General features: G+C 66.9%; 20 protein-coding genes and 3 pseudogenes. 11 read left to right on the top strand and 12 right to left on the bottom strand.

Features of this window, described 5'->3' with window-relative positions; all coding sequences use genetic code 11:
• Window positions 1–125: 125 nt before the first annotated feature.
• The 5 genes from DK427_RS26070 to DK427_RS26645 all read left to right on the top strand — a co-directional run bounded on the left by DK427_RS26070 (window position 126) and on the right by DK427_RS26645 (window position 3,067).
• On the top strand, window positions 126–677 hold the full coding sequence (locus DK427_RS26070) for a hypothetical protein (RefSeq protein WP_162559685.1): 552 nt from the start codon (window positions 126–128) through the stop codon (window positions 675–677).
• Between the two features lie 193 nt (window positions 678–870).
• Window positions 871–1,800 carry an IS1595 family transposase gene (locus tag DK427_RS05245; RefSeq protein WP_109950340.1) on the top strand — a complete coding sequence of 310 codons (930 nt, stop codon included), beginning with the start codon at window positions 871–873 and terminating at the stop codon, window positions 1,798–1,800.
• 12 nt (window positions 1,801–1,812) lie between these two features.
• Complete coding sequence (locus DK427_RS05240; RefSeq protein WP_109950339.1) at window positions 1,813–2,505, top strand: DUF433 domain-containing protein; 693 nt, start codon at window positions 1,813–1,815, stop codon at window positions 2,503–2,505.
• Window positions 2,493–2,897, top strand: a complete 405-nt coding sequence (locus DK427_RS26065) for a PIN-like domain-containing protein (protein WP_162559684.1) — start codon at window positions 2,493–2,495, stop codon at window positions 2,895–2,897. The genes DK427_RS05240 and DK427_RS26065 overlap by 13 nt, the downstream gene beginning before the upstream one ends.
• A complete protein-coding gene (locus tag DK427_RS26645; protein ID WP_204165274.1) occupies window positions 2,894–3,067 on the top strand; it encodes a hypothetical protein in 174 nt (57 codons plus the stop codon). The genes DK427_RS26065 and DK427_RS26645 overlap by 4 nt, the downstream gene beginning before the upstream one ends.
• An 89-nt stretch (window positions 3,068–3,156) precedes the next feature.
• Here the strand turns inward: DK427_RS26645 and DK427_RS05235 are convergent, their stop codons facing one another.
• From DK427_RS05235 to dsbD, 4 genes are all read right to left on the bottom strand, one after another.
• Entirely contained in the window at window positions 3,157–3,432 is a 276-nt protein-coding gene (locus tag DK427_RS05235) for a SinR (protein ID WP_109950338.1), read from the bottom strand.
• 171 nt (window positions 3,433–3,603) lie between these two features.
• Complete coding sequence (locus DK427_RS05230; RefSeq protein ID WP_425452591.1) at window positions 3,604–4,500, bottom strand: L,D-transpeptidase; 897 nt, start codon at window positions 4,498–4,500, stop codon at window positions 3,604–3,606.
• On the bottom strand, window positions 4,500–5,135 hold the full coding sequence (locus DK427_RS05225) for a DsbA family protein (protein ID WP_109950336.1): 636 nt from the start codon (window positions 5,133–5,135) through the stop codon (window positions 4,500–4,502). The genes DK427_RS05230 and DK427_RS05225 overlap by 1 nt, the downstream gene beginning before the upstream one ends.
• 39 nt (window positions 5,136–5,174) lie before the next feature.
• Window positions 5,175–6,929 (bottom strand): protein-disulfide reductase DsbD, encoded by a 1,755-nt coding sequence (gene dsbD / locus DK427_RS05220; protein WP_109950335.1) that lies wholly within the window; start codon window positions 6,927–6,929, stop codon window positions 5,175–5,177.
• Window positions 6,930–7,036: 107 nt separating this feature from the next.
• Here dsbD and DK427_RS05215 point away from each other — a divergent pair, with 107 nt between their 5' ends.
• Together DK427_RS05215 and DK427_RS05210 are read left to right on the top strand one after the other, a co-directional pair.
• Window positions 7,037–7,699, top strand: a complete 663-nt coding sequence (locus DK427_RS05215; protein ID WP_109950334.1) for a response regulator — start codon at window positions 7,037–7,039, stop codon at window positions 7,697–7,699.
• On the top strand, window positions 7,696–9,012 hold the full coding sequence (locus DK427_RS05210; RefSeq protein WP_109950333.1) for an ATP-binding protein: 1,317 nt from the start codon (window positions 7,696–7,698) through the stop codon (window positions 9,010–9,012). Before DK427_RS05215 ends, DK427_RS05210 begins: the two co-directional genes overlap by 4 nt.
• 6 nt (window positions 9,013–9,018) lie before the next feature.
• Here the strand turns inward: DK427_RS05210 and DK427_RS26955 are convergent.
• The 5 genes and pseudogenes from DK427_RS26955 to DK427_RS05185 form a co-directional block, all read right to left on the bottom strand.
• Window positions 9,019–9,111, bottom strand: a pseudogene (locus tag DK427_RS26955) (transcriptional regulator); the annotation flags it as partial.
• Window positions 9,112–9,316: 205 nt separating this feature from the next.
• Window positions 9,317–9,640, bottom strand: coding sequence for a SorB family sulfite dehydrogenase c-type cytochrome subunit (sorB, locus tag DK427_RS05200; RefSeq protein ID WP_109950332.1), 324 nt, complete (start codon window positions 9,638–9,640; stop codon window positions 9,317–9,319).
• An 11-nt stretch (window positions 9,641–9,651) separates the two neighbouring features.
• Window positions 9,652–10,863, bottom strand: coding sequence for a SorA family sulfite dehydrogenase catalytic subunit (gene sorA, locus DK427_RS05195; protein ID WP_109954014.1), 1,212 nt, complete (start codon window positions 10,861–10,863; stop codon window positions 9,652–9,654).
• 245 nt (window positions 10,864–11,108) lie between these two features.
• Window positions 11,109–11,810, bottom strand: a complete 702-nt coding sequence (locus DK427_RS05190) for an anti-sigma factor family protein (protein WP_245930808.1) — start codon at window positions 11,808–11,810, stop codon at window positions 11,109–11,111.
• Window positions 11,807–12,295, bottom strand: coding sequence for an RNA polymerase sigma factor (locus DK427_RS05185; RefSeq protein ID WP_109950331.1), 489 nt, complete (start codon window positions 12,293–12,295; stop codon window positions 11,807–11,809). Before DK427_RS05185 ends, DK427_RS05190 begins: the two co-directional genes overlap by 4 nt.
• Before the next feature lie 922 nt (window positions 12,296–13,217).
• Here DK427_RS05185 and DK427_RS05175 point away from each other — a divergent pair.
• The 3 genes from DK427_RS05175 (at window position 13,218) to DK427_RS05160 (ending at window position 16,284) form a co-directional block, all read left to right on the top strand.
• Window positions 13,218–14,144 carry a universal stress protein gene (locus tag DK427_RS05175; protein WP_109950329.1) on the top strand — a complete coding sequence of 309 codons (927 nt, stop codon included), beginning with the start codon at window positions 13,218–13,220 and terminating at the stop codon, window positions 14,142–14,144.
• 60 nt (window positions 14,145–14,204) lie between these two features.
• Window positions 14,205–14,855 (top strand): HPF/RaiA family ribosome-associated protein, encoded by a 651-nt coding sequence (locus tag DK427_RS05170; RefSeq protein WP_204165273.1) that lies wholly within the window; start codon window positions 14,205–14,207, stop codon window positions 14,853–14,855.
• A gap of 319 nt (window positions 14,856–15,174) precedes the next feature.
• On the top strand, window positions 15,175–16,284 hold the full coding sequence (locus tag DK427_RS05160; protein ID WP_162559683.1) for a two-component system sensor histidine kinase NtrB: 1,110 nt from the start codon (window positions 15,175–15,177) through the stop codon (window positions 16,282–16,284).
• Window positions 16,285–16,375: 91 nt separating this feature from the next.
• Here the strand turns inward: DK427_RS05160 and DK427_RS05155 are convergent.
• The 3 genes and pseudogenes from DK427_RS05155 to DK427_RS05145 all read right to left on the bottom strand — a co-directional run.
• Window positions 16,376–16,886: pseudogene (locus tag DK427_RS05155) on the bottom strand (integrase core domain-containing protein); the annotation flags it as partial.
• A gap of 224 nt (window positions 16,887–17,110) precedes the next feature.
• Window positions 17,111–17,230 (bottom strand): annotated as a pseudogene (locus DK427_RS26950) (IS110 family transposase); the annotation flags it as partial.
• 366 nt (window positions 17,231–17,596) lie between these two features.
• Window positions 17,597–18,343 carry a GntR family transcriptional regulator gene (locus tag DK427_RS05145; RefSeq protein WP_109950326.1) on the bottom strand — a complete coding sequence of 249 codons (747 nt, stop codon included), beginning with the start codon at window positions 18,341–18,343 and terminating at the stop codon, window positions 17,597–17,599.
• Window positions 18,344–18,662: 319 nt separating this feature from the next.
• On the opposite strand from DK427_RS05145, the gene DK427_RS05140 reads away from it, so the two are divergent.
• Window positions 18,663–19,958: an MFS transporter gene (locus tag DK427_RS05140; RefSeq protein ID WP_109950325.1), complete on the top strand. Its 1,296-nt coding sequence runs from the start codon at window positions 18,663–18,665 to the stop codon at window positions 19,956–19,958.
• The last annotated feature ends 21 nt before the right edge of the window (window positions 19,959–19,979 follow it).

Here is a 19,979-nt window from a genome sequence, read left to right as displayed (position 1 = left end):
CCTACAAGCACGGCTTGCTCGCATCTCTCGAGGGCACAACCCAATCGCCAGTCACTCCTTCGTTGGCACCAGTCTCAAAAAAATCGGGCTAGCGGCAAAATAAGGTCGTGCAAAGAGGTTCGGAGATGAGTTATGTTATCTCTCGCGCCGATGAAGCAAGGAGTGTAGCAATGAATTTGGCAAGCATTGTCGAGCAACATAGGGATAACAACACTACCGCCGACGACGAGCAAAGTTACGGTATCGTCGTAAAATGTTATACGAACGTGGGCAGCATATCGGCTTGGGGCAAGATTTCAATTGACGCCCGCGAGATCATCAGCATCGATGCGCGCACTTTGAGGCACGTCGCCTTGGTGACTGTCGAAACGGGCGGCGACTACCCGCAAACCGGCATCGCGGCTATTGACTATGACGATGTTGAAAAACTTTGCGCGGCAATCGAGAAAATAAAATCGATCGATCCAAAATCGACCAAGTTCGGCTTCATCGAAGCTGAGATATCCCAAGATGATTTAAAGGTAGTCGTTTTCAACGACAACCGCGGTAAGATGCACTGCTCGATCGGCGCCGACGGGCATTCGGTCCATATGGAACTTGCTCGCCTTTCCGAGGTGATACATCTGCTAAAGAAAGCGAAGTCGACTATCGAAGCCTGTCGAAGTGCGGCCGCCTAGATGATCATACGGACCGTACTTGCGTAAGTCGGCGCTTCCGAGGCGCGGAGCAAGCGAAGCTGACGAGGCGTAAGCTCGGCAGGTTGCTGATGTTGCGTTCTCAGTGCCTGCCGAGGCGGCGAAACGAATGGCGATTATGCATCTTGCAAACCCGCGCGTGATCCGATACACCTAGGGTATCGGAGCCGCAGTCATGTCCGTCCTCAGCCAGCCCCAGTTTCATTGCGAGGAAGCGGCCTTCACGTGGCTTGAGGAGACGCTGTGGCCGCAAGGTCCGGTGTGCCCGCACTGCGGCGGCATGGGCCGCATCAGCAAGATCAAAGCGAACCCGGCCAAGCGCATCCGGCTCGGACTCCACAAGTGCGGCGATTGCAAGAAGCAGTTCACGGTGAAGGTTGGCACGGTTTTCGAGCACGCTCGCATCCCGCTCAACAAGATGCTCCAAGCCGTGCACCTTCTGTGTTCTTCCAAAAAGGGCATCAGTGCGCATCAGCTTCACCGTATCCTAGAGGTTCAGTATCGCTCCGCGTGGTTCCTCGCCCATCGTATCCGCGAGGCGATGCGGTCTGGCGAGCTTGCCCCGTTCGGCGGGACGCCCGGCGCTGCCAACATCGTGGAGGTGGATGAGACCTTCATCGGCCGCGAGCCCGGCAAGCCGAAAAAGCGCGCCTACCATCACAAGATGAAGGTGCTGGCCCTCGTGGACCGCGAGTCCAAGCAGGTGCGCAGCATGGTCGTGGACGACCTGAAGCCCGCCACCATCGTTCCGATCCTTGAGGAGAACATCATCAAGGAAGCGACGCTGCACACCGACGAGGCTGGCGTGTACCCCAAGGCTGCGCCGAAGTTTGTGGACCATCAGACGACCGTCCACGGCCAAGGCGAGTACGTGCGCGGGATCGTCCACACGAACACGATTGAGGGCTACTTCAGCGTCTTCAAGCGCGGCATGAAGGGCGTGTACCAGCACTGCGGCAAGCAGCACCTGCACCGCTACCTCGCGGAATTCGACTTCCGGTACAACAATCGGGTGAAGCTGGGCGTCAATGACGTTGCGCGCACGGCTGCCGCCATACACGACATCCAGGGCAAGCGTCTGACGTACCAAACAGCTAGTGCATAGTCGGAAGCGACGATGAATGCTCTAAGGCAGAAAGAGGAGCCGTGGCGTAGCCGCCTGTACCTCCCCAACTATAACGTTGGTGAGGCGGCTCGCTATGCGCGCGTTTCTGCTCAGACTGTCTCAGCGTGGCATAAGGCAAGCAACGAGCCATTGCTTTCGCGCAAAGATGACCGCGAAGCACTCTCTTATATGCAGCTAATCGAAGTAGCCGTTGTCGCTAAATTCCGTGCAGCCGGCATCACGATTGCCGCCATTAAGAAAACTCGCGAGTACTTAGCAGGTCGGTTCAATAGCAAATTTCCATTTGCGGAATATAAATTCAAGACCGACGGCAAGTCTATATTTATGGACTACGATCAGATTGTTGGGAAAAAGGGCGCTGGGACGTTCATGCGACCTGACCGCAATGGCCAGTTAGCGTGGGAGATCATAATCGGGCGCTTGGAAGAATTTGAGTATGAGCATAAAGGCATCGTGATCCGCTGGCATCTAGCGGGGTTAGGGTCTCCGATTATGATTGACCCGCGCGTAGCATTCGGGGCGCCTCAGATAAACGGTACGCCGACATGGACAATCAAAGGTCGCTGGGACGCGGGCGAGAACTTAGAGGACATAGCCGATGACTTCGGGCTAGAGGCACATGAAGTAAGGCGTGCACTTGAATTCGAAGGCGCAGAAGTCGGCACAAAGCTGTGGAAGCAATAACGATATATTTTGATCGTTGCTTTGGAACCCGCCTTCCGCGGGCGCTTGAACATGCAAAACCGCCATTCACCGTAGAATGGCAGCACAGCCGAACCAACCGCTTTCGAGAAACTATGCCAGACGATGAATGGCTAGCAATCTGCGGACAGCGCGGGTGGGTTGCTTTCACTCACGACAGAAAATTTCACAGTATAGAAGTTGAGGCTGCCGCTATGCTTCAGCATAAAGTGGCTTCATTCGCCCTTTGCGGTGCAAACGATACGACCTTCCAAAAGTTGCGATATTTCATCCGTGCGTATCCGAGGATGATCGAAATTGTTCGCAACGAGCAGCCGCCGTATCTCTACCGGATTGATGCCAAGGCGGGCTTTCACAAGGTTCAACTTCCATGAAAGATAAGAAGCCAGATCCACTCACCCAATCCGAGCGCTTCATCAAAGCCGCTCAGGAACTCGGGACCGATGACGATCCCGAGCGGTTCAAAGAGCGGGTGCGGAAGCTGGCAAAGGTACCAGTCAGTAAAGATGCGGCGCATCCGTCATCAGACAAAAAGGATGGCTGAGATGCGCCTTCATCTGGTAATTGCGTTCGCCAAAATCTTGCGCGTTCCGATCAAAGTACGTGAAACGTACTGGCGGACATACGATGCATCTAAGACCGAAGATGCTGCTTCAGCCAATTGATGCCATTTGGCATGGCTCTTACTGTTGCCCACATGGAGCCTTGCTTGAGTTCAATGACAGCCAAAGAGTCGTCTTGATCTATATAAGACTTTAGATGATCTCTTACTTCCGTTGTGCTATTATTGATATCAAGCAGCCAAAGCGACTCCAAAAGCTTGGCAGCACCCAGTTCTTCTAGGCGCTGCCAGATGCGGGGATAGTCACGCTGGTTGTGGAGATCATAGCTGATAACAAATAACGCCACGCTTCCCTCCCTAAGCGACTCACTTCATCGCTTAGGTTAACAAATGCGAAGCGGTTTGCAAAGTGCATAATCGCCAAACGAATCGCCTAGGCAGGAGGAGAGTTCCGCAACCCGACGCCCGGGCAGCGACGCGAACCCGAGACCGACCTCGCGCAGCGTGTCACGTTCCCGTCAATGCCGTGCTCGCACTGGTTCATCTGGATCTTGGCCTGGGAAACCTCGGCGTTCAGGCCGGGCAGGATACGCATTCCCTATCGGGTCGGTTGGCACGATGCGAGAACGTGGGGATGCGAGTGATTCGCGGCTATCGGTTTCGGCTCTGCCCGCTTGCGGTCCGGCGGGAGCACCGCTTCCAAGGCTGCCGGTGGTTGCCGGGGCCGCCTGCCGCACGGCGCGGGCAGTGCCCTGCGACCCGAGCACTACGACCCTGGTGCCCGTGGGCACACGGCGGTGCAGGTCGATGACGTCCTGGTTCAGCATGCGGATGCATCCCGAGGACACCGCCTCGCCGATGCTCCAGGGCTCCGTCGTGCCGTGGATGCGGTAGAGCGTGTCCTTCCCGTCCTTGAACAGGTAGAGCGCGCGCGCCCCGAGCGGGTTCCTGTCGCCGCCCGGCATGCCGCCGGCCCAGCGCCCGTTCCGCTCCGGATCACGTCGAAGCATGTCTGGGGTCGGCGTCCAGCGTGGCCAAGACGCCTTGAGCGCCACGGTCGCCTCCCCGGTGAATTCGAAGCCGGCCCTGCCGACCCCGACGCCGTAGCGCATCGCCTTGCCGCCCTCCATGACGAGGTAGAGGAAGCGCTTGTATGGGTCGACGACGAGGGTGCCGGGCGGCTCCTTCGACGTGTAGTCGACCAACTGGCGGACGTTGCGCGCCTTGAGGTCGCGCGGGTCGACCGCCTCGACCGGGAAGGGTTCGTCCGTGACGGCGGCGTACCGGCGCAAGACCTCCGGGGCGATCTGCGGCCGAGCGTCCGCGATGGGAGCCGGAGCCCCCACCGAGGCCGTGCAGGCGCCGAGCCCCGAGGCGAGCGCGATCAGGGCCGGGAGACGTGAGGCCCGCCGCATCATGGGCGGCCCTTGGCGCGCGCCTGGGCGACCGCCTGCTTGAAGCCGTCGTAATCGAGCGCCGCAGCGACCTTGAGTTGACCGATCAGGAAGACCGGCGTTCCCCGGAGTTCTAGGGCGTCCGCCTGGTCTAGGTTGCGCTGGAGCAGGGCGGAGATCTCACCCTGGTGGGACGTCCGGTCCGCCTCCAGGCGGGCCATGTCGACGCCCGAGGCGGCCACCGCCTCCAGCATCCGCTCCTTCGGGATCTTGCGGCCGGGCATGCCCATGAGCGCCCGGTGCACGGCGTCGTAGCGGCCCTGGTACTTCGCCGCGAGGGCGAGCTGGGCGCCGTAGACGGAGGCGTCGCCCAGGATTGGCCAGTCCTTGTGGACGAGGCGGATGCGTCCGTCCGACTTCACCAGGCGAAGAAGGTCGGGCTCGGCCTTCTTGCAGAAGGGGCAGTTGTAATCGAGGAAGGCGACGATGGTCAGGTCGCCCTTCGGGTTGCCCCAGACCGGCGCCTCGGGGTCGTTGAGGATGGCGTTCGGGTCGACGCCCTGGGCGAAGGCCTCCTCCGTGTGCGGCGCCAGCGATAACAGGGCGGGCAAGAGCGCGACGGCGGGCAGTAGGGCGAGCAGGGTCCTGCGGTTCATGACGGTCTCCGGGGGTATGGGTGGGTCGAATGGGGCGGCTCAGGCGCCGACGAGGGCGAGGCGGCGCTTCAGGTCATCGACCGTGAGCTCGCCTTCGGTGCGGGCCTCGCGGACCTCGCCGCCGCCGGGGCGCATCAGGATGAGGGTCGGTGGTCCGACGACCGCGAAGCGCCGCATCAGGGCGCGGGTGGCATCGTCGTCGCGGGTGACGTCGGCGCGGATCACCGTGACGGCCTTCAGTCTCGCCCGGATGCCGGCATCGGCCAGGACCGTCCGCTCGTTCGTCCTGCAGACGCTGCACCAGTCAGCGGCGAACTCCACGAGCACCGGCTTGCCCTCGGTCCGGGCCACCGCGAGGGCGACCTCGAACGCCGGGACGGAGGAGACCGTTCGGCCGTCCTCGACGCGGACCGCCTGCGCCCGGACGAGTCCGGCGAGCGGCCGGAGCGCTTCGGTCCCGCCGCTCGCGGCGCCGACGACGAGGGCGCAGCCGTAGGTCACCGCGACGATGCCGACGCCCTTGCCCAGCCGGCCCGCGGCGCCCGCCGTGACGACGTCGAACGCCCCGATGAATACGCCGATGCCGATCGCCAGCGCTCCCCAGAGCACGAGGGAGACCTCGGACGGCACGAGGCGGGAGACCATCGTGATGGCCAAACCCAGGAAGACGACGCCGAAGGCCTGCTTGGCGGCGACCAGCCACGGGCCCGATCGCGGCAGGATCCCCGCCCCGAACGTCCCGAATGCGACCAGCGGAAGGCCCATGCCGAGGCCGAGCGCGAACAGGGCGGCGGCGCCTCGCGCCACGTCGCCGGTCTGTGCGACGTAGAGCAGGGCGGCGGCGAGCGGCGGCGTCACGCAGGGTCCGACGATCAGGGCGGAGGTGAAGCCCATGATTGCGGCGGCGCCGAGCGCACCGTGCCTGCGCCCGCTCAGGCGGGACAGGCGGCTGGCGGCGCCGGCCGGCAGCGCGAGGTCGAACGCACCGAACATCGACAGCGCCAGGGCGGCGAAGGCCGCGGCGAGCAGTCCGAGCGCGACGGGAGTCTGGAGCGCGACCTGGAGGTTGCGGCCGGACCAGGCCGCGGCGACACCGAGCGTCCCGTAGGCCAGCGCCATCGCCAGCACGTAGGTGCCGGAGAGGGCGCAACCGCGTCCGGGCGAGAGCCGCTCCCCGGAGCGGGTCAGCATGCCGGCCAGCACCGGGACCATCGGGAGCACGCATGGGGTGAAGGCCAGGAGCAGGCCGAGCCCGAGGAAGGTCGCCAGCACGCCCGCGAGACGGCCCGAGAGCAGGCCGCTCCCGCTCTTAGGCCGTGCGTCCTTGGCGGGCGACGCGGCGTCCGCCGTCGCGGCCGCCGCCTGCGAAACAGGCGTGGGCACCTCGACGACGCGGGTGGTCGGCGGGTAGCAGATGCCCTTCTCGGCACACCCCTGATAGGTGATGCGCACCTCGGGCACCCCCGCGAGAGCCGCGCCCGGCACGATGGCCTCCGTCGCACCGTGATAGACTTCCGTCGGCCCGAAGTTGGGGTCGTCCTTGGTCTCGCCGGGCTGGGTGCTGACGGGAAGCTCCCTGCCGCTCCCGTCGGTGGCGGCGATCTTGTCGCGGTAGAGGTATGTGCCGGGGGCGATGGTCCATCGCAGACGCAGCGAGAGGTCAGGGTCGCGGGTCACGTCGAGGGTGAAGGGCGTCGGCCGTGCGCCGGGCTCGCGACAATGACCCGGCGACCACAGCGATGAGGCGGCCCAGACCAAGACGGCGAGGATGAGGTTGGCGAGGACGTTCGGCATGAGCGGGCGGGGTCCGGGCTCGGATCGGTCCGCCGCGGGTCGGAAACGCAGCTTAAGCCAGGCTTAAGCGAGGCCCGGAGGATGCCGGGCAGCCAAGGGAGACACGCATGCGCATCCTCGTCGTCGAGGACGACCCCATCCTCTCGGACGGCCTCAGGGCCGGGCTCGGGTTGTCCGGCGCGACCGTCGAGTGCGTCGCGACCTGCGCGGACGCCGATGCCGCCCTCGCCGCGAGCGGCTTCGGCGCCGTGGTGCTCGACCTGATGCTGCCCGACGGCTCCGGGCTCGACGTCCTGCGGGGGCTGCGCGAGCGGGGCGACCGAACCCCGGTGGTCCTGCTCACGGCCCGGGATGCCGTGGCGGACCGGATCGCAGGGCTCGACGGCGGTGCCGACGACTACCTCGGCAAGCCCTTCGACCTCGACGAGCTCGCGGCCCGCATCCGCGCCGTCGTCCGGCGGGCGTCGGGACGGGCCGCGGCCTGCCTGGAGCATGCCGGCCTCCGCCTCGACCCGGCCGAGCTCGCCGTCACGCTCCACGGGCAACCGGTCCCGGTGTCGCGACGCGAGTTCATGGTGCTGGCGGCGCTGATGGAACGCCCGAACGTGCTGCGCTCGAAGGCGGAGTTGGAGGAGCGGCTCTACGGCTGGCAGGAGGAGGTCGAGAGCAACGCCGTCGAGGTGCACGTGCACAACCTGCGCGCCAAGATCGGCCGGCACGCCATCGAGACGGTGCGCGGCCTCGGCTACCGCATGAGGGCAGCCGCATGAGGTCGCTGCGCGTCAGGCTCTTCGCCATCCTCGTCCTCGCCACCGGCCTGATCTGGCTCTGCGCGGTCGCCTGGATCTATCTCGGCTCGAAGCACGAGGTGGAGCAGGTCCTCGACAATCGCCTCCAGGAAGCCGCGCGCATGGTCAGCTCCCTGGTTGGGGCGGTCGGCGGCACGGCCCCGGACGGGACGCCTCGAACCTTCCCGGCCCCGACGGCCTACGAGCGGCAGCTTTCCTGCCAGATCTGGTCGCTCGACGGGCGCATGGTCGCGCGATCGGCCGGGGCCCCGGAGCGGCGCCTGACCGACGCGCCGGCGGGCTTCTCGCAGCGCGAGGTCGACGGCGAGACTTGGCGGGTGTTCACCGTGGAGGATGCAGAGCGGGGCGTGCGGGTCATGGTGGGTGATCGTCTTGGCCTCCGCGAGCGCCTCGTCACCGACCTCATCATGGGCTTGCTCACCCCCGCGCTCCTCGTCGTGCCGCTACTCGGGATGCTGATCTGGGCGAGCCTCGGGCGCGGCCTGCGACCCTTGCGGCTGATGGCCCGGAACCTCGCGGCCCGCGATGCCGACGACATGGGCGCCATCGACGTCGGACAGGCGCCGGCGGAGGTCCGTCCCCTGGCGGATGCCCTCAACGGGCTGTTCCTCAAGGTCGAGGCGGCGCGGCGGCACGAACGGGAGGTGACGGCGTTCGCCGCGCACGAGCTTCGCACCCCGCTCGCCGGCCTGAAGACCCAGGCCCAGGTCGCCATGGCCGCCACCGACCCGGCGGTCGCGAAGGCCGCGCTCCGGCAGATTCTCGCGGCTGTGGACCGAACGACACGCCTCGTCCGCCAGCTCCTCGACGCTGCCCGGCTCGACGCCGCGGAGGAAACGCCGTCCCTGGCGGAGGTCGACGTGGGCGCGCTGGTGACGGAGACCGTGGAGGGCATGCGGACGCCACCCGGGGTTCGAACGCAGATCGACCCGGGCTTGCGCGGCTATATCCTGCGAGCCGACCCGGAGGGCTTGCGCCTCGCCGTCCGGAACCTGCACGAGAATGCCGTGCAGCACATGGAGACCGGCACGGTGGCGTGGGCTGTGCGGTCGGATGGCGAGGGCATCGTCGTTCGCGACGAGGGACCGGGCATCCCGGAAGACGAGCTGCCCCACGTGACGACGCGCTTCTTCCGTGGGCGACACAAGAGCGAGTTGGGTAGCGGCCTCGGCCTCGCCATCGCCGAGATGGCGTCCCGCCGGAGTGGCCTGAGCCTGCGGCTGCGCAACCGGCCGGACCGTCGGGGGCTTGAGGCGGAGATCGCCCACAGCTGAGACTGTTCAGCCGAACTCCGGGCAGAAGATGTCCTTGAGGGTCGCCAGCACCCGAGCGGCTTGGGGATCCTCAAGCCGGCTGCGAATCGTCTGGCTCTCATCAAGCGGTCTCACCGACAACGTTGGCTGCCCAAAGGGCCGCGCAGCGCTGCCGGCGGATGGCGCAGCGTGTCGTCGGTGAGCGGTACGCGTTTCCAGTCGCTCACCTGCCTGTCGATCCTGGCGACACGCACGGGTCGCGACCGCAGGGCGAAGCCCGCGGCCTGCTATCACGGCAGAATACGAACACGTCCCGACGCGATGCTCAGTACGTATCCGTCAAGTAGGCGGCGATCGCTTTGGCCTGCGCCTCGTCGATCGGCGCGCGGTATACCTTGATCATCTTGGTCACCTCGGCCGTCCAGAAGGCCTGACCCTTCCGTGGCGGCTGCATCGCGATGTAGTCGACGGAGTGGCAGACCATGCAGTTCGCCTGTGCCGCCTCGAAGCCCTCCGCGTGCATGCCCGCCTTCGGGGCGCGCAATTCGACGGTTGGCTCGGGCAGATCGTAGGTCCTGGGAGCCGCTTGGGCGTTGCCCGCGACGAGCAGCAAAGCCGCCGCGAGGGTCGTGGAAAGGCGCTTCGTCATCACATTCTCCCTCATGAAGCGCGCACCCGCGTCGTCTCGACCACGTTGCGCAGGTACCCGGCCGGGTTCCAGCGCGGCTCCATCGGCTGGCTCGCCCCGTCATTGGCGGTCGCCCGCACCCGGATCGCGTGGCTGCCTGGCGGTAGGTCGAGGCCGAGCGTCCAAGGACGGAAGGCGAAGCGCCCGAGGTCCTGCCCTAGCTTGGCCTCCATCCAGGTCTTGCCGTCGTCCGTGGACACGACGACGGAGCGGATCCCCGAGCCTCCGTCGAACGCGATGCCGCGCAGGTCGGTCCGGCCGGCCTTCACGACGGCGCCGTCCGCGAGGTTCGTCAGGAAGGAGCGCACGGTGAAGCGGTTGATCGGCACCGTCGCCATCGCCGGCTGGCCGGGCTCGGTGCAGCCGCATTCGTTGTCCGGGATGCGGTAGGCCGTCTTCATCCAGAAGCCCTCGAAGGGCTTGTCGAGCACAGTGAGGCTCGACAGGTGCTTGACCCAGTAGGTGCCGTAGAAGCCCGGCACCACGAGCCGTAGGGGAAAGCCGTTGAGCCAGGGCAGGTCTTCGCCGTTCATAGCCCAGGCGAGCATCACCGTGCCGTCGCGGGCGTGGTCGAGCTTGAGCGACTTGGCGAAATCCGGCGTCTCGGGCAGGACCGGCCCGTCGAGGCCCTCGAAGGCAACCTCGACGGCTCCCGCCCTCACGCCCGCCTTGTCGAGCACCGCCTTCAGCGGCACGCCGGTCCAGCGGGCACAGCCCATGGCGCCGTTGGCAAGCTGGCCGCCGGCCATGCGCGGCTCGAAGAAGCCGCGCGAGTTACCCGAGCACTGGTTGACGGCAACGGTCTCCGTAGTGGGCATCGCCTTGAGGTCGCCCAGCGACAGCGAGACCTCCGTCTCGACATGGCCCTTGATCGCGAGGCGGTAGGTTGCGGGATCGATCTCGGTCGGGATGTCCGCGAGGTGGTAGCGCACGAAGAAGGCGTCGTTGGGCGTGATCGGCCCGTCGTCGAAGATGGCGAACGGTGTTTCCAACTGCGGCGGGCGCGCGGTCATCTGCAGGAGCGGCCGCTTGCCAGGATAGGCCACCAGTGGGCGCTCGCCGTTGCCGAAGGGGAGCGTGACCGCCTCTCCTGCCAGGGCGCGCATCGGCCCCAGACTGGAACCGCCGGCGCTAACCAGCGCGGCCATCCCGGTGCGTCTCATCAACTCACGTCTGTCCAGCATCATCCGACCTCCCTTTCTCGACCCCGCCAGGAGACGGGGCTCCCGGCACCGGGTTGTGAGGAGGAGGAGGAGACGCGCGAGAGGATCGCTTTATTCGTGAGCCAAAAAAGATTTCGCGGCATGCCCCGTCGCGGGCAGGCCATGCGATGGCCGATGCCCACACCCCCTTGAGGAAAACCAGCCGAAGGAAGGTTCGCCAGCACCAGGCGATCCTGGCGGCGAGCGACGACGAGCGAGCGGAAGCCTCACCCGGTGCAAGGGCGCTCCGCGAGCCGTGCCGCCCGAACCGAGGCGATGCGGCGCTCGGGCTCCCCTGGCCGGATCAGCCGCTCGGCAGCCGCCGCGAGCAGGGCGAAGCGCCCGGCCGGCATGTTTTCGGACAAGAGGACGTAGCGTTGGCCGTCCAGCTCCCAGCGGGCGACGCGGAGCCTGCCGTCGGCAAGCGCCGTCCCGCTCCCCGGGAGGGGCGGACCGTCCCATAGCGCGAGGCGGCAGCCGTGCCGTCCCAAATAGCCGGCGAGCCGCCCCGTCCCGGTTCCGGGCGGCGAGAGGTACGCCAGCTGGAAGCCGAGCGCGTCCAGGTCGGGCGCCCCGTTCCGCAGGGGAGTGTCCGGGCCGCGACTCGCGCCCGGGATCGCGGACGAGCCTACCCATTCCATGTAGGCCGCGACAGCAGGATCCTGTGATGGACGCCCGACAAGAAAAACGAGCGTGCCGGCTCCGATGACCAGCGCGACGGCGGCAACCGCCCAGGCAAACCGGCCCTTCCACGGCGCGGCGCGCCGGGCCGCGACGGAAGCTCCGACCGCACCCTTCAGGCGTGACAGGGTCGCGGCCCGGGCCGCGAGGGCCGGGTCGCGCCGGAGCGCCTCGGCCACAGCCATGCGGGTCTCCGCATCGAGCTCGCCGTCGACGTAGGCGTTGAGCGTCTCCCAGCCGATAGTCATGCGCCCGGCCCGTCGCTCCCGTCCGCGGCGATGCTGCGCAGCATGGCGCGGCGCGCCCGGTGCAGGCGGCTCATCACCGTCCCGACGGGGATGCCGAGACGCTCGGCGGTCTCCCGGTAGCTCAGGCCCTCGACGTCCACGCAAGCCACGACGCGGCGGCAGGGCCCGTCGAGGCGCTCGAAGGCCTGCCGGACCGCGATGGCATCGATCAGGCGGTCGTCGTAGCCCTCGTCGGGCAAGTCCTCGGCCGCGGCCTCCCGGCGCACGGACGCACGGCGGAGCCCGTCCACGAAGGCGTGGCGCACGATCCGGAACAGGTAGGCGCGGGCCGCCCGCTCCTCCCGCGGCCCCGCCGGAGCGGCGAGAGCCCTGAGTGCGCTCCGCTGCATCAAGTCGCGCGCCGTCTCCGCCTCCCGGGTCAGGCTGAGGGCGTAGCCGAAGAGGCGGGGCCAGAGCTCCACCAGGTGCTGGCCGGTCGACCGCATCGTCAAGACGGTTCCGAATGCCTCCCGAAAGATCGTCCTCAAACGGTCGCGGTGCGGCGTTCCCCGCCGATACCGCCTCCCAGAAAGGGTGGATCCCGGCGGGCGCGTCAACCCCGCATCAACCATCGGCTCGGCGAAGGCCCAGGGACAAGCCTCGGAGGTCACGATACTGGTGACGGCGCTTGCAGTCCTCGTCTCGCTCATGCGGAGCGAGGGGAGCTGGATCGTTCCCAGACGACGCCGCTCGCGATGACGCCGCGCGGGACCTGAATCGCCCTCAGAATAGTTTGACAGCCTCGAGCTAGTCTCACCTTCGGTTATTTTAAAACGACGACGGCGGCAAAGGAATGCCACCCGTTTCCCTTCGATTCCTTCCACCCCCGATGCCGACCAAGCCTTGAGGCTTGCAGTATCTCCGCAATGGGATATGGTCGCAGGCGCCATGTCTATTTCGGGTCGCCACCTCAACAAGCGCGCAGGCCGCCTCGTCGCAGGCCGCTAGCCCCCGAGCCGCCGACGCCATGCGTCGGCCGCCCCGGGGAGCCGACCCGACTTCCTCTCTTCAGACATCTCCCAGCAGCGCCCGTTCGCGCGGTGACGGCACAGATTCGTCCGCTCCCACGCGGGCGGGCCGGCCAGTGGCGTGTGAACGAGCCTGACCGCATCCGGAGACAGACCGATGACACGTCCCGCCGCCCGCGATCCCGAAGATTTAGGCCTCGCTCTCTCCCGACGCCGAGAGCCGACCGGCGCCGTAGGTCCGCCGCGTCCTCCCGAACCCGCTCACGACGGCGTGCGACCGCCTGCGGCGGAACGGAAGCCAAGGTCGCCGGCCCTCAGCCGAGCCGAGCTCCGTCGCATCGTCATCGACATCCTGGGCTGAGGCTAGCCCGGCCCCCGTCTCGCCGAGAGGGAAGGTTCAATGCGTATCCTCGTCGCCACGGATTTTTCGGTCCGATCCCACCGAGCGCTGCGCCGCGCCGGCCTGCTGGCCGGCCCGCATCGCGGGAAGCTCATGCCGATGCATGTCGTCGAGAGTTTCGGGACGCGGCAGGTCGCGCAGGACCTGCGCGAGGCCCAGCGCATGATCGTCGAACAGGCCGCGGTCGTGCCAGAGCTGTTCAGGGCGTGGTGCGAGCCCATCGTGATCGGCGGCGAGCCCGCCGGTGCTGTCCTCGCCGCGGCGATCGCCTGGGAGGTCGACCTCATCGTCGTCGGGTCCCCGTCCGTCTCTCCCGAGCGGACTTCCGGTGACACCGTCAGGGCCCTTTTCCGCAGGAGCCCGTGCCCCGTTCTCGTGGTCCGGCAGCCGGTCGAAGGACCCTACGGCAAGATCCTGGCACCCGTCGATCTCTCGGATACCTCTACCCGGGTCCTGCGAGGCGTGGGGTCGCTCGGACTGGCCGACGACGCCGAGGTGACCGTGCTGCACGCGTTCCGGGCCCCGGCCACGACGAAGTTATGGGCGACAGGTGTTTCTCAGGAACACCTCGATGGCTACGTCGAGAGCTGGCGCGCGGGTTTCGCCGGAGAACTCGACGACATCCTGACGCGGGAAGGCCTCGGAAGGCGGGGCTGGCGACGGCGAGTCGAGGAGGGCCGGCCCCGGGACGTGATCCCTCGTGTTGCGATGGAGCACCGGGCCGACCTCGTTGCCGTCGGCACGCAAGGGCGCACGGGCCTTGCCCTCGCGCTTTTTGGCAGCGTGGCCGAGGATCTGCTGTTGACCTCCGGGCCGGACCTACTGGTGGTGCCGCCCCCGCGCACGCCCACACGGCCGGCCTGGCTGCGGCCCGGGGCTTCGCGACGGCCTGACGCCAAACCCGCACCCGGGATCGCGGTCACCTAGGCCGTGCCGTGAGGCGCAGCCCCATCACAAGTCCTGCAAGCGAGCAAGGCGGAGGCCGGCATGAACACTCGACGCATCGTTGCACCCGTCGTCGTACGAAGCGCCAGCATCGTGCTGGGCGCCGCCTTGCGAGAGCGCGCGTGTGCCGGCGTCGAGCGGACCGCCGCGAAATATTTCGGCCGCCTGAACGCGGCGACGGTCTACTTCAGCCGCGACGGTCGGGGCTACCGCTGCACGGTCAACATCGACATGGGCGCGTTGAGGATCGTCACGGGAGAGGCCCTGGGCTTCTGCTGCCACGCCGTCCTCGACACGGCCATGCGTAAGGCGGCGAAGCAACTGCGGCGGTTGAAACGGTCCCTTCGAGACGACAAGCTTCCCAGATCCGGCCGGATGACGGGAAGCTCTCCGGCACGGCGCCGGTCACGTGCGCCCCGAGGGCGCAGAGGGGAAACCATTCTCCTTGCCGACGCCCTCGCCCTGGGGGGCTTTCGCGGCTCGGGTCCGGACGGCGGGCGGGAGGCCGATGCGTGGCCGGACCAACCGTTTCGCGGAACCGACGGTCGGGACCGGGCCGGCGCCGCGTCCGGCGATGGCGGGTCGTCGGCGACCGGGCCGCGCAAGATCGGGCAAGCCTGTCCCGCCCGCGCGGAGCTGGACATCAAGCCCGCGCCTGAGGCGCTGGTGGGAACGCCGGGGGACCTACCATGAGGGACCGACAGCCAAGCCCGGGCGGGAAAAGCCCGATGGGCATCCTCGCGGCCCGCGCCGCGGCGCTGGGGCTCATGTTGGTCGTCCTCGGTTCGGCACGTGAGTTGGAGCGATGGGGTCTCCTCCCGCCGGCCCTGGCGTGTCTCATGGCCGCCGTCGCCGCCACGACGGCACTCCTGCTGATTCGCCGGTAAGCCGCTCGCCGCCAGACCCGAGCGGATGGGACGCCGCGACCTTATCCGCCATCCCGGCGTGGCCCCCGACCCGCACCCTTCCGGACAGCTCCTGCCGGGCCCGGCACGGAAAGGATTCGAGAGACATGCCGCAGCCACGGACCGACCCGCGCGACCGCCACTTCGCAGGCACGCTCATCGACCAAACCGTGTACATGCTCGATCCCAATGGGCGGATCATCAGTTGGAACGCCGTGGCGCGGCGTCTGGACGGCCTCGCCGACGACGAGGTCGTCGGCAGCCATTTCTCACGCCTCTACACCGAGGCGGAGCGGGAGGCCGGGGTGCCGGTGAGGGTTCTCGAACAGGCGGCCCGTGAGGGACGCAGCGAGCGGGAAGGATGGCGCGTTCGCGGAGGCGGCCGCCGGATCTGGGTACACGCGCTCGTCAGCCCGATGCGGGACCGCGAAGACGCCTTGGTCGGCTTCGTCAAGGTCACCCGCGACATCACCAGGCAGCGGGAGATGCTGCTGCAGGCTCATCGGATGGAGGCAGTCGGCCACCTGACCGCCGGCTTGGTCCACGACTTCAACAACCTGCTTGCCGTCCTGCTGGCGAGCCTGCAAAGGCTGCGTCCGAGCGTGAAGGACGAGGGGAACGCCACGGACCTGCTGGATACCGCGGTGCAGGTCGCGCAGCGGGGAGCCGCCCTGACCCGGCGCATGCTAGCCTTCGCGCGACGGCGGGAGCAGGCGCCGGAGCCGGTCGATGTGTCGGCGCTTATCTCCGACCTGCTTCCGATGCTCCGGCAGGCCGCCGGTCCCTTGGCACGCGTCGAGACCCGGTGCCCAGTTCCGATCGCGGAGGCGCTCGCCGACCCTTCCCTCCTGGAAATGGCGCTACTCAACCTGGTGATCAACGCGCGGGACGCGATGCCGGACGGTGGGTCGGTCGTCATCTCGGCCTGCGAGGAGGCCGTGCCGGTGCAGGATGGGTGCGGATCTGTCCGATGCGTCTGCCTGACGGTCGCGGACCAGGGGCAGGGAATGGATGAAGCGACGCTCGCGCGCGTCATGGAGCCGCTTTTCACGACGAAGGCCGAGGGGAAGGGTACCGGGCTCGGTCTCCCGATGATCCGCGATTTCGCCGAGCGATCGGGGGGCCATTTCGACCTTAGGAGCCGCCCGGGGGAAGGCACGTGCGCCGAGATCCGGCTGCCCGTCCAGGTCTCGGATCGCCCTCGGGGGATGGTATGACTGATGCCGCATGGAGGGACGCGCTATCGACAGGTTCTCCAAGGCAGCGCTGACCTGATCGGTATCTTGGCCTCAGCGGACTGAGAGGCTTCTGCATGGCAGCTGCCATGGGTAGCCGGAACGGCAGATCGGAGAAGCTGACAGGCGCAGGCAGGAGGTCACCCAGGGACGCATGCGGCCGAACGCGGTTGTCGGTGTTCTGCCAGAAAGTGATGACGGCCTGGGCTTCCTTGAGCGAGTAGAAGATCTCCTGTCTCGGGCATGCGTCGCGCAGCTTGCCGTTGAAGCTCTCGCGAGTCACCGTTCTCCCACGGCGACCCAGGCGCGATGGACTGGATATGCGAGCCAGCTTTGGCGACCCACTGGCGCAGTGCCTTCGGGATCGTCTCGGGGCCATTGTCGCAACGGATGTGCTCCGGGACGCCATGCAAACTCATGGCGATCGCCAGCGCCTCGATCACACCCAGGCTGTTGAGGCGCCGAGCCACCTTCAGCGCGAGGCAGGCCCGGCTGTGCTCGTCGATCAGCGTCAGGACCCGAAGCGAGCGTCCATCGTGGGTCCGGGCCTGGACGAAGTCAAAGCTCAATGTATGGAGGCGCCGGTGTCAAGCTGTGCTGTCACAGGCGCTTGAATCGATTGTAGCCATGTATCCGCTCCTCGGGAAAAGCCTTTGGCCATCATGGATATCCGCGGATCAGCGCCCCATCAGACGTGCGGATCACGAGGTCCTGGGAGCTTCACGGGCTGAGCCGACCACGGTCCGACCGTTGTGCCAGGAACGTCAGCAGCCTGAGCAATCGATAACGGTATGTACCTCAGTCCATATCAATGGGCTGGCGCGTAGGGCTCGTCGCGCGTCATTACCGCCCAGACAATCCGGGCCATCTTGTTGGCCAGCGCCACAACCGCGACGTTGGCGTGTCGTCGGCCGCGCAACTGCTCCACCCGTTGATGAAGTCGCGTCGGGCAGGAGCTCTGCTAGGAGATCTCCGCCTCCTTGCAGGCGGGGGCCAAGCCCTTGCCTTGGGCTGTCTGCACCTCGATCTGGCACAGCTTGAGCACGACCTATTCCCCGCTCGTCTTCTGACCTCGCCTCATCCCCGCCTCCTCCAGTCCTGACCGATCCTCTCGATCAGCCCAGTCCAAAGCCGGCCGGTCAGGTCAGCGACCGGCCCCACTCGGTGTCGGACCGGTCAACGTAAGCGTGGATCACGCTTCACAGGTCGATCGTGATGCTGCGAAGGCACATACGAGGTCGACACGAAGCTCACTTGGCGCGAGGCCCCTCACTCCGGATGCCCCAAAGCCCGATCAGCGGACGCTTACGCAGGCCTTATCTGGGGATCGCTGGACCGCCGACAGGTGGTTGAGGACGGCGGTCCCTGTCCGCCCCACGTGATCACAGAGCAAGGCGCCGGCACGCAGGGCATCCCGAGCCTCCAGGGCATGGAAAATCGCGCGATGCTCCGCGACGGACTCGTCCCACCGCTCGGGCGTCCGCAGGGCGCGGCGACGCACGAGTTCGGCACGCCCATACAGACTCTCGTGAGCTTCCTGCAACGGCCTGTTGCGGCTGGCGCTCACGATCAGCCTGTGGATCTGCTGGTTGATCACGAAGTAGGGCGCGAGATCCGTCGCGCGGTAATAGCCTTCCATCTCGTCCTGCAAGGCACGGAGATGGGCCAACTCCACGTCGGTGATCCGGACGGCGGCGAATTCGGCCGCAATCCGCTCGATGCCCGCGATCGCCTCGAACAGCTGCGTGATCGCCTCGGCCTGCAGGTCCGGCACGCGGGCCGAGCGATTGGGGCGTAGCTCGACCAGCCCCTCCACGGCCAGCAGCTTCAGCGCTTCCCGAACCGGCGTGCGCGAAACGCCGAGTGTCGCCGACAGATCGGCCTCGACGAGTTCCTGGCCCGGGGCGAGAACACCCGTCAGGATCAACTCGCGCAGATGCTGGCTCGCCCTCTCGTGCAGCCCGATCGGGACGAGAAGCGGCTGTGCATCCTCCGGCTTTACCTTGCGAGGCCTGCCCCTCGGGCGTCGGATCTCGGTCATCGCAGCTGTCCGGACGCGGTTCCAAGACCGGGAGCCGCCCCCCCGGTGCCGACGCGATGCCGCGCCGTGGGCGGAAGCCAGGGTCGGCAGGATTTTTCATTTAATTGCATGCAGCACGCAGAATATGTCTTGCCAATCCGAGGGCAACGGCTAACCTGATGCGATCGCGGCCAGAACAGCAAGCCGCCCGCCCCGAGAACAGCACATTGGCACATCCGCGCCGGGCACCGATCCCGATCGCGCGGGCATGCATCCGTGCGGGCGGCGACCATCATGGGGCATCGCGTCCGGTGCCCCCGCAGACATGGAGGATGCGCACATGAGCACCACCGCCGTCGCGGCCGTCAGAGAAGGACGCTCGACCGTCCGCTGGAAGCTTTTCCTGCTGATGCTGGGGTTGATCTCCATCAACTATATCGATCGCGCCTCGCTCTCCGTCGCGATGCCGCTGATTGCCAAGGAGTTCGACCTCGATCCCGGCATGCAGGGCTTGCTGCTCAGCTCGTTCTTCTGGACCTACGCTCTGATGCAGGTCCCGGGAGGCCTCCTCGCAGACCGCTTCAAGCCACGCCTCGTGATCGGCTTGGCGACGATCGGTTGGGGTTTCTTCCAGGGCATCGCGGCCCTGTCCACGAGCTGGTTCGGCCTGCTTCTGACTCGCCTCGGCCTCGGCGCATCGGAAGCGCCGATCTACCCGGCCGGCGGCAAGCTCAACGCCATCTGGATGACGCGCCACGAACGGGCGCGCGGCGCGGCACTGCTCGATGGCGGAGCCCCCCTCGGCGCAGCCCTGGGCTCGATCGTCATCGCATGGCTGATCGGCGCCTTCGATTCCTGGCGCATGGCCTTCGCCGCCGCCGGCATCGGCACGGTGCTGTGTGGCATCGGGGCCTGGTGGTACATCCGGAACACGCCGCGCGAGCATCCCGGCGTCAACGAGGCGGAGGCCCGCTTCATCGAGGACGCGCACGCCCTCGAGGATGCAGAGGGGGCGCAAGCAGGTCAGGCCTCCTGGCACGCCTACTTCCGCTTCCGGTCCATGTGGTGCATGTGCCTTGGCTGGATGTGCTTCAACGCCGTCTTCTACGGCCTGCTGACCTGGATGCCGACCTACCTGTTCAAGGTTCACGGCTTCGACATCAAGACCTTGGGCGGCGCCTCCTTCATCATCTTCTTCAGCGGTTTCGTGGGTGAGATCGTCGGCGGCTTCATCTGCGATGGATGGCTCGCCCGCGGCGGGCGACCGAATCTCGTCTTCCGCACCATGTTCGCGATCGCCGCCATCCTCGCGACCGTCGCGATCTTCTCCGTGGCCTACGTCGAGGATCCGCTCACCGTCGTCGTCCTCCTCTCCGCGACCCTGTTCTTCCTACGCTGGTGCGGGATGTACTGGGCGATCCCGCCGATCCTCGGTGGCCGGGCCCGGGCCGGCTTGCTCGGCGGCTGCATGAACCTCGGCGGCAACGTCGCTGGCATCACCGTCCCCGTCATCGTCGGGTTCGTCGTGCAGGCGACGGGGTCGTACTTCCTGGCCCTGATGTTCTTCGCCGGGGCCGGCGTCGCCCTTCTGATCTGCTCCACCCTGATCGACTACCGCGGCAGGCTCCCCGTCTGACCCGCCCCTCGAACGAGGACA

Source organism: Methylobacterium radiodurans, assembly GCF_003173735.1.
In the GTDB taxonomy this organism is placed as follows: domain Bacteria; phylum Pseudomonadota; class Alphaproteobacteria; order Rhizobiales; family Beijerinckiaceae; genus Methylobacterium; species Methylobacterium radiodurans.
Note: the sequence above shows the minus strand (reverse complement) of the source record. Positions and strands in the feature narration are given on the sequence as shown.

Bases quoted from the DNA above. Each gene is read 5' to 3' on its own strand.
- DK427_RS05175 (WP_109950329.1), top strand. From the start codon at position 13,218: ATGCGTATCCTCGTCGCCACGGATTTTTCGGTCCGATCCCACCGAGCG.
- dsbD (WP_109950335.1), bottom strand. From the start codon at position 6,929: ATGCCGAACGTCCTCGCCAACCTCATCCTCGCCGTCTTGGTCTGGGCC.
- DK427_RS05230 (WP_425452591.1), bottom strand. From the start codon at position 4,500: ATGCGGCGGGCCTCACGTCTCCCGGCCCTGATCGCGCTCGCCTCGGGG.
- DK427_RS05225 (WP_109950336.1), bottom strand. From the start codon at position 5,135: ATGAACCGCAGGACCCTGCTCGCCCTACTGCCCGCCGTCGCGCTCTTG.
- DK427_RS05170 (WP_204165273.1), top strand. From the start codon at position 14,205: ATGAACACTCGACGCATCGTTGCACCCGTCGTCGTACGAAGCGCCAGC.
- sorA (WP_109954014.1), bottom strand. From the start codon at position 10,863: ATGCTGGACAGACGTGAGTTGATGAGACGCACCGGGATGGCCGCGCTG.
- DK427_RS05145 (WP_109950326.1), bottom strand. From the start codon at position 18,343: ATGACCGAGATCCGACGCCCGAGGGGCAGGCCTCGCAAGGTAAAGCCG.
- sorB (WP_109950332.1), bottom strand. From the start codon at position 9,640: ATGACGAAGCGCCTTTCCACGACCCTCGCGGCGGCTTTGCTGCTCGTC.
- DK427_RS05185 (WP_109950331.1), bottom strand. From the start codon at position 12,295: ATGCGGTCGACCGGCCAGCACCTGGTGGAGCTCTGGCCCCGCCTCTTC.
- DK427_RS05240 (WP_109950339.1), top strand. From the start codon at position 1,813: ATGAATGCTCTAAGGCAGAAAGAGGAGCCGTGGCGTAGCCGCCTGTAC.
- DK427_RS05210 (WP_109950333.1), top strand. From the start codon at position 7,696: ATGAGGTCGCTGCGCGTCAGGCTCTTCGCCATCCTCGTCCTCGCCACC.
- DK427_RS05215 (WP_109950334.1), top strand. From the start codon at position 7,037: ATGCGCATCCTCGTCGTCGAGGACGACCCCATCCTCTCGGACGGCCTC.
- DK427_RS26070 (WP_162559685.1), top strand. From the start codon at position 126: ATGAGTTATGTTATCTCTCGCGCCGATGAAGCAAGGAGTGTAGCAATG.
- DK427_RS05245 (WP_109950340.1), top strand. From the start codon at position 871: ATGTCCGTCCTCAGCCAGCCCCAGTTTCATTGCGAGGAAGCGGCCTTC.
- DK427_RS05190 (WP_245930808.1), bottom strand. From the start codon at position 11,810: ATGACTATCGGCTGGGAGACGCTCAACGCCTACGTCGACGGCGAGCTC.
- DK427_RS05160 (WP_162559683.1), top strand. From the start codon at position 15,175: ATGCCGCAGCCACGGACCGACCCGCGCGACCGCCACTTCGCAGGCACG.
- DK427_RS05140 (WP_109950325.1), top strand. From the start codon at position 18,663: ATGAGCACCACCGCCGTCGCGGCCGTCAGAGAAGGACGCTCGACCGTC.
- DK427_RS26645 (WP_204165274.1), top strand. From the start codon at position 2,894: ATGAAAGATAAGAAGCCAGATCCACTCACCCAATCCGAGCGCTTCATC.